The following is a 12,048-nucleotide window of genomic DNA, read 5'->3' as shown; positions in this document are numbered from 1 at the left end:
GAGAAGCCGGTTGTCCATGATTCCTCCTGCCGGTAACCGCTTTAGGTAGTTACTACCGTGGCAGCTCCTTGCGTAACCTGTCAAGGGGGTTACTATTGGAGGCATGTCCATCTCCGGCGATCCGCACCTGTTCGTCAGCGGCAACCTGGCCCTGAACTTCATCGGCACCGCGCAGGAACGGCGCTCGACCTACATCGAGCGGCTCGCCACCGAAGCGGATCTGGGCGAGTGGGCGGTCGCGGCGGGCGTGCTCGACACCGCGCCCGACTGCACCGGGGCGCTCGACCGCGCCAAGGCGCTGCGCGAGGCGGCCTGGCGCATCATGCAGGCCGAGCTACACGGCGAAGGCCCGGCCGCGGCCGACGCCGCACTGGTGAACCGGCACGCCGCCGATCGGGTACCCGACCTCACCCTGCGCCCGGACGGCACCGTAACCCGTACCGGGACAATCGATTCCGCACTGGCGGCGATCGCCCGCTCGGCCCTCGAACTGCTCGGCGGCCCGGACCGGGAACGCATCAAGGAATGCGGGCGCAGCGAATGCTCGCGCCTCTACCTCGACACCTCACGCGGCGGTTCGCGCCGGTGGTGCGATATGGCGGTCTGCGGAAACCGAGCCAAGATCAAGGCCTACCGCGCCCGGAACACCCAGGCGACCGTGTGACCGCGCCCGAGCGCCGATGAACAACAGGAAGAAGATGGCCAGCAGCGCGGCCCGCCCCCACACGCCGATCTGCACGATGTTCTGCTCGAAGTCGGCATTGCGGCCCGCGCCCAGGGCATAGAAGTAGCGGAAGACGCCGATGCCGACGCAGGCGTCGGCCATGAGGTAGGCGACGATCAGGCCCCACGGCACTTCCAGCAGCACCAGGAACGGGATCAGCCACAGCGTGTACTGCGGCGAATGCACCTTGTGGAACAACAGGAATCCACACAGCATGGCCCCGCTGACGCCGATCCACGGATAGATCCCCGACAGCTGATACTTCTTCCACCCCAGCCAGCACGCCAGCGCGAAGGACGCCACGATCAGCGTCGGCGAGGCCACCGACACCATGTCTTGGAACGTGTCGTAGCCACTGCGGGTATTGGCGAACAGCGGGCCCAGACCCCAATACCAAATGGAATTGGTGGTGATATCGGCCTGCCGCAACTGCTGGAAGGTGATCGACGCCCGCCACCCGTCGTACCCCGCGAGGGCGAAGGGCAGATTGATCGCCACCACCGTGCCGATGGCGGTGGCCGCCACCATGAGCGCGCCGCGCACATCGAATCGCTTCTCGCGCAAGGGGTGTTCACCGACCAGCACGTAGATCAGCAACGGCGGCAGAAAGATTCCCGGATACAGCTTGAAACAGAAGCCGATGGCCAGGAATACCGCCGCGGCGATCGCCCGATCCCGCAGCGAATACCGGGTCAGGACCGTCATCACATAGAACGCCGCGACCGCGGTCGCGACCACCGGCAGTTCCCAATTGTGGAAGGCGTAGAGGATCAGCGGCGGCCCGGCCGCCCACAGCAGCGCCGCCGGACCCGCCATGCGAGCCAGCAGATAGGCGGTGAGCAGCGCGAACGGGGCCAGCAGCAGGGCCGAGTGGAACAGGAAGTCCGCGTCGTTGTGCGAACCGATCCCGCCGATCCACATGAGCAGCCCACTCAGCACCGGGTACTCCACCGCGCCGCCGGTCAACTGGCCGTCCGGGGTGATGCCGCCGGTTATATAGGGAAAGACGTGTTCATTGATCCCGCGGCCCAGCCACAGGTATTGAATATCGGAATAGCAGACGTGCGAATCCTTGATCACGTCGAAGATCGCACTGCGGCCCGACTCCTCGAAGGTCCCGCCCGCGCACCGCGCCTTGTTCATATAGGCGATCCACAATGTGATGCCGCACACGAGCGTCGACGTGATCGCGATCATGGATCGACCCGAATCGCGACGGCGAGAAACCATTTCGCGGACGACGGGTCGGTTCGACATGCGCCCCACCCTAGGCCGACCTTCGGCGTGTCCGCTCGTTCAACTCGGAACCGACCCGATTTCGCAGCTCACGCGGCCTCATGTAGCCTTGTCGGGTTGCTGACGCAACGAACCCTCCTGCCCACGGACAGTCCGTGGGCCGTTCACAGTCCACAGGAGGTGATGAGGTCCGTGCGTCATTATGAAGTGATGGTCATTCTCGATCCGAGCCTGGACGAGCGCACCGTCGGCCCGAATCTGAACACCATGCTCGGTGTCATCGGTGCCGAGGGCGGCAAGGTCGACAACGTCGACATCTGGGGCCGCCGCCGTCTCGCCTACGAGATCAACAAGCAGGCCGAGGGCATCTATGCGGTCGTCACCCTGACCGCCAAGTCCGAGACCGTGAGTGAACTCGATCGCCAGCTGGGCCTGAACGAGTCGGTCCTGCGCACCAAGGTGCTGCGTACCGACAAGAAGTAAGTCCAGTCCTCCCGCAACGTCGCTCGTAAAGCGTCGGTCCCTATCTCTAGGCTGACTGGCAAACCGTGCTCATGCATGGAGCGCGTTGCGGACTGCACCGGAAAGCAGGAGGAACCATGGCCCAAGGCGACACGGTCATCACCGTCATCGGCAATCTGACGGCTGACCCCGAGCTTCGATTCACGCCCGCGGGAGCGGCCGTCGCGAACTTCACGGTCGCGTCGACTCCCCGCGTGTTCGACCGTAATACCAATGAATGGAAAGACGGCGAAGCGCTTTTTCTGCGCTGCAACATCTGGCGTGAAGCTGCGGAGAATGTCGCCGAGAGCCTGACCCGTGGCTCGCGAGTGATCGTGAGCGGACGACTCAAGCAGCGCTCCTACGAAACCCGCGAGGGTGAGAAGCGCACGGTCGTCGAACTCGAGGTCGACGAGGTGGGTCCCTCGCTGCGGTACGCGACCGCGAAGGTCAACAAGACCACCCGTGGCGGTGGTGGCGGCGGCTTCGGCGGTGGCGGACAGGGCGGCGGCCAGCAAGGCGGCTTCTCCGGTGGTGGCAGTGGTGGGGGTCGTGGCGGCCAGAGCGCCGGCGACGACCCGTGGGGCAGTGCCCCCGCGGCCGGCTCCTTCGTGGGCGGCCCAATGGACGACGAACCGCCGTTCTAGACAACGGCTTTCCCCGGAATCCGCCCGACGGGTGATTCCCAAAATTACGGAGTTGAAAGACCATGGCCAAAGCACCGGCACGCGAAAAGGTGCTGAAGAAGAAGGCTTGCACCTTCTGCAAGGAAGACAAGGCTGGCAAGAAGAACAACACTGCTGGCGCGAAGATCGACTACAAGGACACCGCGCTGCTGCGCAAGTACGTGTCCGACCGCGGCAAGATCCGTGCGCGCCGGGTGACCGGCAACTGCGTCCAGCACCAGCGCGATATCGCTGTCGCCGTGAAGAACTCGCGTGAGGTGGCCCTGCTGCCTTACGTGTCCACCGCTCGCTGAGAAAGGAAGGCACAGCAATGAAGTTGATCCTCACCGCTGATGTCGACAACCTCGGTGCGCCCGGCGACACCGTGGAGGTCAAGGACGGCTACGGCCGTAACTTCCTGCTCCCGCGCGGGCTGGCCATCGTGGCCACCCGTGGCGCGCAGAAGCAGGTCGAGGGCATTCGCCGGGCGCAGGACGCCCGCCGCGTGCGCGACCTGGACCACGCCAACGAGCTGAAGCAGGCCCTCGAGGGTCTGTCCGGCGTGTCCCTCGCGGTCAAGACCGCGGGCACCGGCAAGCTCTTCGGTTCGGTCACCGCCGCCGATGTCGCCTCGGCCATCAAGGCCGCCGGTGGCCCGGTCGTCGACAAGCGCAGCATCGAGCTGCCGAAGGCCCACATCAAGAGCACCGGTAAGCACGGTGTCGTGGTGCACCTGCACCCGGATGTGATCGCCAAGGTCGACCTGCAGGTCACCGCCGCCGAGTAATTCGGTTCGTCGGAGGCCACCTTCCCTGTGGGGGTGGCCTCCGATTTTCTTTGTTTGCCGGAGGGTGGCTGTGGGTTGCTGGTCGCCGTGCGCGCGAGGGTTCGGCAGGCATGACCCGCGGCGTTCGCCCGGGGTTTGGATTGCTCAGCAAACCAACCATTCTCGTTGTGTGGCAGGTCACAGGTGCGAGACCGTCCGTTTACCCAACACGCCCGGACGTTACCGACCGGCGACACGCCGGATCGAATTGATCCACAGTTACTCACAATGAGAATTCGGCCACTACCAGTGCATCGAGGCACTGGATCAACCGTTGTCCCCAAGTTCTCCACAGGGGGTGCACAACGGTTGGTGAACAATACCCACGTTATCCACAGGTGTGTACACAGCTCGGTTTGGCGGCCGCCCGCCCGGTCGCCTAGGTTCGCATTCGATGTCGTGACCACAGCCCGGGGACGGCACGACTCCGTGTTCCCAGCGCTCCCACCACCGGTTTGCCACGGCGCCTTCGCATGTCGGCGCGTCGGCTCCGCGTGGCGGCCCGAACATGTCGGTGCGCAGGCGTACAACGGTCATGCACGTCGTTGCGGGCGCGAGGAGAGAGGACGGTCGAGCCGATGGCAGTCGTCGACGATCGCGGCCACGAGGATCACGGACCCGCCGATTATCCCGATGCCCCCGGCGAGGATTTCGGCCGCCAGCCACCCCACGACATGGCCGCCGAACAGTCCGTCCTCGGCGGCATGCTGCTGTCCAAGGACGCCATCGCCGACGTGGTCGAGGTCATCCGCCCCGGCGACTTTTACCGTCCCGCCCACGCGGCCGTCTACGACGCCATCCTCGACCTCTACGGCCGCGGCGAGCCAGCCGACCCGGTCACCGTCGCCGCCACCCTCGACCGCCGCGGCGAACTCAAGCGCATCGGCGGCGCCCCCTACCTGGTCACCCTGACCCAAACCGTCCCCACCGCCGCCAACGCGGGCTACTACGCCGAAATCGTTGCCGAGAAGGCGATCCTGCGCCGCCTGGTGGAGGCCGGAACCCGCATCGTCCAATACGGCTACGCGGGCGCCGACGGCCAAGACGTAGCCGAGGTCGTGGACCGAGCCCAGGCCGAACTCTACGACGTCACCGAACGCCGCTCCTCCGAAGACTTCGCCCCCCTCACCGACATCCTCCAGCCCACGATGGACGAACTCGACTCCATCGCCAGCCGAGGCGGCATCTCCCTAGGCGTACCAACCGGTTTCACCGAACTAGACGAAATCACCAACGGCCTCCACCCAGGCCAAATGATCATCGTCGCGGCCCGACCCGGCGTAGGCAAGAGCACGCTTGGTATGGATTTCATGCGAAGCTGCTCGATCAAACACGGATTGGCCAGCGTCATCTTCTCGCTCGAAATGAGTCGCACCGAAATCGTCATGCGTCTGCTATCCGCAGAGGCGAAGATCAAGCTGGGCGATATGCGGTCGGGGCGTATGAGTGATGATGACTGGACGAAGCTGGCGCGGCGGATGAGTGAGATCAGTGAAGCGCCTCTTTTCGTGGACGATTCACCGAACCTCACCATGATGGAGATTCGGGCGAAGGCCCGGCGGCTGAAGCAGCGACACGACTTGCGACTCGTGGTCGTCGACTACCTCCAGCTGATGACATCGGGCAAGAAGGTCGAATCACGTCAGCAGGAAGTTTCGGAGTTCTCCCGAAGCCTGAAACTGCTGGCCAAGGAACTCGAAGTTCCGGTTATCGCCATCTCGCAGCTGAACCGTGGCCCCGAGCAGCGAACCGACAAGCGCCCCATGGTCTCCGACCTCCGTGAGTCGGGCTGCCTGCCCGCGTCCACGCGAATTCTCCGGGCCGACACCGGCAGTGAAGTCACCCTCGGCGAGCTGCTACACAGCGGTGAGCAGCCGCTGGTGTGGTCGCTCGACGAGCGGATGCGCATGGTCGCTCGGCCGATGGTGAAAGTCTTCCCGAGCGGTCGCAAGGAGGTCTTCCGGCTCCGTCTGGCCTCGGGACGCCAGGTCGAGGCAACCGGCAATCACCCCTTCCTGACGCTGGATGGGTGGATCCCCTTGGAGAAGCTGAACATTGGCGACCAGCTCGCGGTTCCGCGCGTCGTTCGCGAGCCCTCGGGTGTCGAGAGACTGCCTCACGACGACGTCGTCGGGCTGGCACACGCTGCGGCGAACAGTGACGAGCCGATTGCGGATCGTGTCTTCTCGCTCCCGAATGATCAGGTAGCGGACTTTCTGAAGCAATTGTGGGCGACAAGCGGATCGATTCGCTGGGACGATGCGCACAACCATGGCCGTATCGACTACACCTCGACAAGTCGACGTCTGATCGACGACATCGCACAACTTCTCCTGCGGTTGGGCGTGCACAGCGTCATCAAGCTCGCCCAGGCCTCCTCCGGTCACGCTCAGTGGCGCATCCAGGTCGCCAGCGCGGACAACCAGGCGACCTTCCTGAAAGCGGTAGGGGCACAGGGATTCGACGGCCATGCTCCGTCCGAGCCTGCGCCTGCCGCACGCACGGTCCAGGCCGACGCGGTTCCCGACCTGGTTGCGAGCAAGGTCCGGACTCTTCTCTCGGCCGACGAGATCGCCCCCCGAGATATTCGCTCCGCCATCGACTCGCGCTTCTGCGGCTCCACGCGTGGGAAGCACTCACCGACGCGATCCCGCCTGGCTCGTGTCGCCGCGGTCCTGGACGAGGCCGGAATCGATATGTACGCGACCAACGATGTCCGCTGGGACCGTATCGTCGAAATTACCAGCCTGGGTGAGCAGGACGTCTACGATGGAACCGTCGCGGAAACGCATAACTTTGTGGCCCAAGGCATTTCGGTTCACAACAGCCTCGAGCAGGATGCCGACATGGTCATCCTCCTCCATCGTCCGGACGCCTTCGAACGCGACGATCCACGCGGCGGCGAAGCCGACCTCATCCTCGGCAAACACCGAAACGGCCCCACCGCAACGATTACCGTCGCCCACCAACTCCATTTGAGCCGGTTCGTCGATATGGCACGAGGCTGAACGACTCCCCGCCATCCGCTTACCGACAACGACAACGACACGCAGATAAACGATCAAACCGTCAGATTTCTGCGTGTCGAACATAGATTCGATCTACAGTCTGGGCTGTGCATGCGAATCACGCTTCAGATGGGCAGATCGGCAAGCGCACCAACCCCTTTGGACTCCGGGAACCAGGAGTTCTTACCGAGTCGGCCCGAGTCTTTCGTGCCGACAGCGGGGCAGCGATGACTCTGAAAGAGTTGCTGTCCTGCGATGGACGGGGCGTCGTATGGTCATTGGACGACCGTTTGCGCTTCGTTCCGCAGCTGTTGGAATCCGTACTGCCCTGCGGCAGTCGGGAAATCACGGCAATTCGACTCGCATCCGGCCGTTCGGTCGAACTCGTCCCGGAATCACGCCCGCTCACCATCGAAGGATGGAGACAACTGGCGGCTCTCGCGGTCGATGACCGCATTGCTGTTCCCCGACGGATACCAGCGCCTGTTCAGGTCGTAGAAATGCCCTCGCCCGAGGTAATCCTGTTGGCACACATGATCGGCGACGGTTCTTGCGTCAAACGCCAGCCGATTCGATACGCGAGCATCGATGAGGAGAACCTCGCAGCAGTGACGGCCGCGGCCGCTCACTTCGGAATCACTGCAGTCCGTGACGAATACGCGGCAGCCAGGGTCACCACCCTGCGCCTGCCCGCGCCGTATCGCCTTACCCACGGAAGACGTAATCCCATCGCAGCCTGGCTTGACGAGCTTGGTCTCTTCGGACTCCGTAGCTACGAGAAGTTCATCCCCGCATCTGTTTTCGCGCTGCCGACTGAAGACGTCGCGATTTTCCTGCGGCATCTGTGGGCCACTGACGGCTCGATTCGTTGGGATGAGCGCGGACGTCAAGCTCGCATCTACTATGCCTCCACCAGTCTGCGGCTCATCAACGATGTCGCGAATCTACTGCTCCGCCTCGAGATCCACGGACGAATCAAACGAGTTCAAAAGGCCGGTTACCGCGACTGCTGGCACCTCACAGTCGATGGCGCGGAGAACCAGTGCACCTTCCTGACCAATATCGGCGCGCACGGCCTCCGCGGTGTGGCAGGAGAGGCCGCACTGGCCAAGCTGGAGCTGATGAATCGAAATACGAATGTCGACACCGTCCCGAAGGAGATCTGGGACAAGGTTCGAGCACTCCTCTCAAAACGCGGAATGACTCATCGTCAGTTTCAATCCGAGATGGGAAGCCAGTTCTGCGGATCCACCATGTGGAAGCACTCCCCGAGCCGTGACCGTTTGGCTCGAGCGGCCCGTATCCTGGACGCTCCAGATCTGGCGCTGCTCTGCACCAGTGAGGTCTTCTGGGATCGGATCACCGAGATCACTCACCTGGGTGTTCAGGAGGTGTTCTCGGCAACCGTATGTGGCACTGGAAATCTCGTGGCGGACGGTGTCGTGGTTTCCGCCGGTGTGTAGGTCAGCTGAGTTCTCGTCTGAGGTCGTGGGCGGATTCGTGGTGGGTGATGGGGAGGTTGTGGGTGTGGAGGGTGGATTCGAAGGTGGTGGGGTTGTCGGGGGTTAGGACGGGGTGGATTCGGCGGCCTAGGTCTAGGACGAAGGCGAGGGTTTTGCGGGGGCGGGAGGGGTCTAGGGGGAACCAGAGGCGGGGGTCGGAGGTGCCCCAGAGGCGGCCTCGGCCGGACCAGGTGGTCATGGGGTAGCGGTGGATCGCGCGGATCGATTCGTAGGGGATGTGTTTCGGGGTGGCGGTGGGGAAGTAGTAGGCGCGCACGGTGAGGCCGTGGGCGTCGGCGGTGAGGCGTTTGTCTTGGTATAGGCCGTCTTCGGTCATACCGAGAATCGAACACCTTTCGCACCGCCGACGGCACCTGCCGCGCGGAGGATCAGCGCGTCTTCAGCCGATGTTGGCGGAGAGGTCGGGGAGCATGCGGTAGGCCTCGTCTTGCCAGGTGTTCCAGGCGTGGATGCCGTAGTCCGGGAAGGAGTAGGTGACGTTGGTGGCGCCTAGGGTGGCCATGCGGACTTGGAAGGCTCGGGTGTTGGCGAGGGCCAGGGCTTCCAGGGCCATGCCGTTGACGGTGCCCATGGAGGGGCCGTCCTGGGCGGTGGGGCGGCCGCTGGCGGCGGAGATGTAGAGGCGGGTGTTGTTGGCTACGAGGTTGGGGGCGAAGACGAAGGGGTCCATGTGCAGCCATTGGGGGCCCCAGGGCGGGGCCATGGAGTCGACGTTGTAGCCGCCCGCGTCGATCATGCCCAGGCGAATGGCCTCGCGCATGCCGGGTGCGGAGTTGTTGAGGTAGCCGGAGAACGCGCCCGCGAAGCTGAACTGGTCGGGGTGGTAGGCGGCGAGGGTGAGGGCCGCCGAACCGCCCGTGGACAATCCGAAGACGCCATTGCGATTCGGGTTGAAGCCCAGGCGGTCTCGCAGCGCCCAGCGTAGGTCGTTGGTGAGGAAGGTTTCCCAGGTGTAGCGGTAGCTCTTGCCCGGGCCGCCGCCGAGGATGTCGGTGGCGCCGGAGCCGGTGTTGGAGGAGCCGGTGCCGGGCGGAATGCCGAGGAATGAGCTGGGTGCGTTCCAGTCGGCGTACCAACTGGACTGGCCGCCGACGGGCATGACCACATTGATATTGGCCGCGGCCATGGCCTCGGCCACGTTGGTCTCGATTTCCCAGCCGCTGAGGTCCTCGCGGGCGCGCATGCCGTCCAGGGCGTAGACGACCCGGTCGGTATTGCCGTCGGCCGCGCGCAGGATGCGGGTCTTGATGGGTCCCATGGTCGGGGAGTCGACCCAGAAGTCGAACGCGGCGGGATCGAAGGCCGCCGATGCCGTTGCGCCGCCGCCGGATACGGCGACCAGCAGTGGTGCGACCAAGGCCACGATCAAGGCAAAAACACTTCGAATCGATCTCATCGACGTAGGTCCTCTCGCTCGAGCGGGCGAACAAGCGGCGTGACGACGGGGGCAGTTCCCGTCGCCACGCGCGCTCGATGTACCTATCGTCCAGTTCGCCGACTCTGTTGCTGAAAATTAGCGAGAATTTTTGAGCGAGTGCATCGCCCCAGGTCAAGCCCCGAGAATCGGGTGCGGATTCCCTCGGGCCGACCTTGCGCACTGGGTTACGGTCGATTGATGAGGCGGAGCGGAAGAGGGCGCGTTCGTATCATTCGGGCCGGGGCGGTGGCGGCCACGGCCGCGCTGCTCGCGGCGGGCTGCGGGAGCAGCGCAGACAACTCGACACCGCAGGCCGCGGGCAGTTGGCCGCCATCGGGCGGTCGCGGGTCCTGCGCGGTGGACAAGCAGGAGAACGTCCCCGCCACCATGCGGGACGGCGTCGTGCTGAAGGCCGATGTGTACAAACCGAAGACGAACGACTCGGTGCCGGTCATCCTCATGCGCACCCAGTACGGGAAGTCGGCGGCGCAGATCCAGCCGTACCGGTACCAGACACCGGATTGGTTCGCCTCCCACTGCTATCTGGTTGTGGTCCAGGACATTCGGGGCCAGGGCCAGTCGGGCGGCACCTTCACCGAGTTCGGCAATGACACCAACGACGGATACGACTCGGTGGAATGGGCGGCCGGATTGCCGGGGTCGAATGGCAAGGTCGGCATGTACGGGTCCTCGTATGTCGGTGCGACACAATGGCTCGCGGCCGTCGGCGCACCACCCCACCTGACCACGATCGTTCCCGCCAACACGTCCTCGGACTACTACGACGGCTGGAATTACGAGGGCGGCGCGTTCCGGCTGGCGTTCGTAGAGCCGTGGGCCATGGAGACCATCGGGGCCAGCGCCGCGCTCAATCGCGGCGACACCGGCACCGCCAAACAGTTGCAGATCGACGGCGCGGACTACACCCGGTGGCTGGGATTTCGCCCGTACCAGCAGTTTCCGCCGCTACACCCGGGCGATCCGACCATCGCGCCGTGGTTCTACGACTGGATCTCCCACTCCACCCGCGACGACTACTGGAAGCAGTGGAGCATTCGCGACCGGTACGCGAATGTCAAAGTCCCCGTGCTGAATGTCGAGGGCTGGTACGACGCGTTCCTGGCGGGCGGGGTGGAGAACTTCGCCGGAATGGTCGCGAACGGCGGTACGCCCGAGGCCAAGTCGAATCAGCGGCTGGTGCTGGGTCCGTGGGATCATGTCGGCTGGGGACGGCCGGGCAGCAATGTCGAGACGCCCATGCTGGCCGCCACCGGCGAGGCGGGCGACAGTCCGATCAACGACCTCATGCTGGCCTGGTACGACCACTTCCTGAAGGGCAAGGACAACAAGGTTTCCGGGAAGCCCGTGGTGGACTACTTCCTGATGGGCGCGAACAAGTGGAAGTCCGCGTCGGCCTGGCCGCTGCCGAATACGAAGTGGACCACCTACTACCTGTCGGGTAGTGGCGGCAACGGAATTCAGGGCCGCGTCGGCCAGCTCACCACCGACGCCCCGAAGGATCCCCAGCAGCCGGACCACTACGCCTACGACCCGCTCAATCCCGTGCCGAGCGCGGGCGGGCACTCCTGTTGCGGCGCGTCGAGCGGACCGCAGGGGCCAGTGGACCAGTTCGTGGTCGAGCAGCGCTCGGACGTGCTGACCTACACCACCGCCCCGATGGCCTCCGACACCGAACTGACCGGTCCGACCCGCCTGACGCTGTGGGCCGCCTCGACCGCGCCCGACACCGACTTCACCGCGAAACTGGTGGCGGTGGCCCCGGACGGATCGACGGTGAACCTGAACAACGGCATCATCCGGGCGGCGTTCCGGGATTCGCTCGAGCACCCGTCGCCCATCACGCCCGGCCAGCCCTACAAGTACACGATCGACATCTGGCCGACCAGCTATCTCGTCAAGGCGGGCTACAAGATTCGCGTCGAGGTCTCGAGCAGCGATTTCCCACAGTTCGCACCCAATCCGAACACCGGTGATCCCTTCGGTGCGAATACGAATACGCAGATCGCGACCCAGACCATCTTCCACGACGCCGACCACCCGTCGGCGCTGGTGTTGCCGATCATTCCGGCGGGCGACGCGGGCAGTACCCGATTCCCGCTGGAGCACTGAGACCCTTCGCGGCCCGGC

At 64.6% G+C, this 12,048-nt stretch carries 11 protein-coding genes; 8 read left to right on the top strand and 3 right to left on the bottom strand.

What is annotated here, in order from left to right:
• Positions 1 to 103 precede the first annotated feature (103 nt).
• Positions 104 to 664 (top strand): CGNR zinc finger domain-containing protein, encoded by a 561-nt coding sequence (locus VMT40_RS06665; protein WP_326357031.1) that lies wholly within the window; start codon positions 104 to 106, stop codon positions 662 to 664.
• On the opposite strand, the gene VMT40_RS06660 is transcribed toward VMT40_RS06665, so the two are convergent.
• Positions 566 to 1,921, bottom strand: coding sequence for a glycosyltransferase family 87 protein (locus VMT40_RS06660; RefSeq protein WP_326357030.1), 1,356 nt, complete (start codon positions 1,919 to 1,921; stop codon positions 566 to 568). The two genes, VMT40_RS06665 and VMT40_RS06660, sit on opposite strands and share 99 nt — an antisense overlap.
• 231 nt (positions 1,922 to 2,152) lie before the next feature.
• Here VMT40_RS06660 and rpsF point away from each other — a divergent pair, with 231 nt between their 5' ends.
• The 6 genes from rpsF (at position 2,153) to VMT40_RS06630 (ending at position 8,423) form a co-directional block, all read left to right on the top strand.
• Positions 2,153 to 2,443 carry a 30S ribosomal protein S6 gene (rpsF, locus tag VMT40_RS06655; protein ID WP_326312844.1) on the top strand — a complete coding sequence of 97 codons (291 nt, stop codon included), beginning with the start codon at positions 2,153 to 2,155 and terminating at the stop codon, positions 2,441 to 2,443.
• A gap of 116 nt (positions 2,444 to 2,559) precedes the next feature.
• Positions 2,560 to 3,108: a single-stranded DNA-binding protein gene (locus tag VMT40_RS06650; RefSeq protein WP_326357029.1), complete on the top strand. Its 549-nt coding sequence runs from the start codon at positions 2,560 to 2,562 to the stop codon at positions 3,106 to 3,108.
• A 62-nt stretch (positions 3,109 to 3,170) separates the two neighbouring features.
• Positions 3,171 to 3,440 carry a 30S ribosomal protein S18 gene (gene rpsR, locus VMT40_RS06645; RefSeq protein ID WP_040814320.1) on the top strand — a complete coding sequence of 90 codons (270 nt, stop codon included), beginning with the start codon at positions 3,171 to 3,173 and terminating at the stop codon, positions 3,438 to 3,440.
• A 17-nt stretch (positions 3,441 to 3,457) separates the two neighbouring features.
• Positions 3,458 to 3,913, top strand: coding sequence for a 50S ribosomal protein L9 (gene rplI, locus VMT40_RS06640; RefSeq protein ID WP_326312842.1), 456 nt, complete (start codon positions 3,458 to 3,460; stop codon positions 3,911 to 3,913).
• Positions 3,914 to 4,530: 617 nt separating this feature from the next.
• Positions 4,531 to 6,960 carry a replicative DNA helicase gene (locus VMT40_RS06635; protein ID WP_326357028.1) on the top strand — a complete coding sequence of 810 codons (2,430 nt, stop codon included), beginning with the start codon at positions 4,531 to 4,533 and terminating at the stop codon, positions 6,958 to 6,960.
• 107 nt (positions 6,961 to 7,067) lie between these two features.
• Positions 7,068 to 8,423, top strand: a complete 1,356-nt coding sequence (locus tag VMT40_RS06630) for an LAGLIDADG family homing endonuclease (RefSeq protein ID WP_326357027.1) — start codon at positions 7,068 to 7,070, stop codon at positions 8,421 to 8,423.
• Between the two features lies 1 nt (position 8,424).
• Here the strand turns inward: VMT40_RS06630 and VMT40_RS06625 are convergent, their stop codons facing one another.
• A complete protein-coding gene (locus VMT40_RS06625) occupies positions 8,425 to 8,799 on the bottom strand; it encodes a hypothetical protein (RefSeq protein WP_326357026.1) in 375 nt (124 codons plus the stop codon).
• 63 nt (positions 8,800 to 8,862) lie between these two features.
• Positions 8,863 to 9,879: an alpha/beta hydrolase gene (locus VMT40_RS06620; protein ID WP_326357025.1), complete on the bottom strand. Its 1,017-nt coding sequence runs from the start codon at positions 9,877 to 9,879 to the stop codon at positions 8,863 to 8,865.
• A 219-nt stretch (positions 9,880 to 10,098) separates the two neighbouring features.
• Between VMT40_RS06620 and VMT40_RS06615 the strand changes: the two genes are divergently transcribed.
• Entirely contained in the window at positions 10,099 to 12,030 is a 1,932-nt protein-coding gene (locus VMT40_RS06615) for a CocE/NonD family hydrolase (RefSeq protein ID WP_326357024.1), read from the top strand.
• Positions 12,031 to 12,048: the final 18 nt, after the last annotated feature.

The sequence above is a fragment of the Nocardia sp. CDC160 genome (genome assembly GCF_035818795.1).
In the GTDB taxonomy this organism is placed as follows: domain Bacteria; phylum Actinomycetota; class Actinomycetes; order Mycobacteriales; family Mycobacteriaceae; genus Nocardia.
The sequence above is the reverse complement of the archived record's forward strand: the minus strand, read 5'-3'. Positions and strand labels throughout refer to the sequence as shown.

Excerpts from the sequence above, each read along its gene's own strand:
- VMT40_RS06625 (WP_326357026.1), bottom strand. The coding sequence starts at position 8,799 with ATGACCGAAGACGGCCTATACCAAGACAAACGCCTCACCGCCGACGCC.
- rpsR (WP_040814320.1), top strand. The coding sequence starts at position 3,171 with ATGGCCAAAGCACCGGCACGCGAAAAGGTGCTGAAGAAGAAGGCTTGC.
- VMT40_RS06620 (WP_326357025.1), bottom strand. The coding sequence starts at position 9,879 with ATGAGATCGATTCGAAGTGTTTTTGCCTTGATCGTGGCCTTGGTCGCA.
- VMT40_RS06615 (WP_326357024.1), top strand. The coding sequence starts at position 10,099 with ATGAGGCGGAGCGGAAGAGGGCGCGTTCGTATCATTCGGGCCGGGGCG.
- VMT40_RS06665 (WP_326357031.1), top strand. The coding sequence starts at position 104 with ATGTCCATCTCCGGCGATCCGCACCTGTTCGTCAGCGGCAACCTGGCC.
- VMT40_RS06660 (WP_326357030.1), bottom strand. The coding sequence starts at position 1,921 with ATGATCGCGATCACGTCGACGCTCGTGTGCGGCATCACATTGTGGATC.
- rplI (WP_326312842.1), top strand. The coding sequence starts at position 3,458 with ATGAAGTTGATCCTCACCGCTGATGTCGACAACCTCGGTGCGCCCGGC.
- VMT40_RS06635 (WP_326357028.1), top strand. The coding sequence starts at position 4,531 with ATGGCAGTCGTCGACGATCGCGGCCACGAGGATCACGGACCCGCCGAT.
- VMT40_RS06650 (WP_326357029.1), top strand. The coding sequence starts at position 2,560 with ATGGCCCAAGGCGACACGGTCATCACCGTCATCGGCAATCTGACGGCT.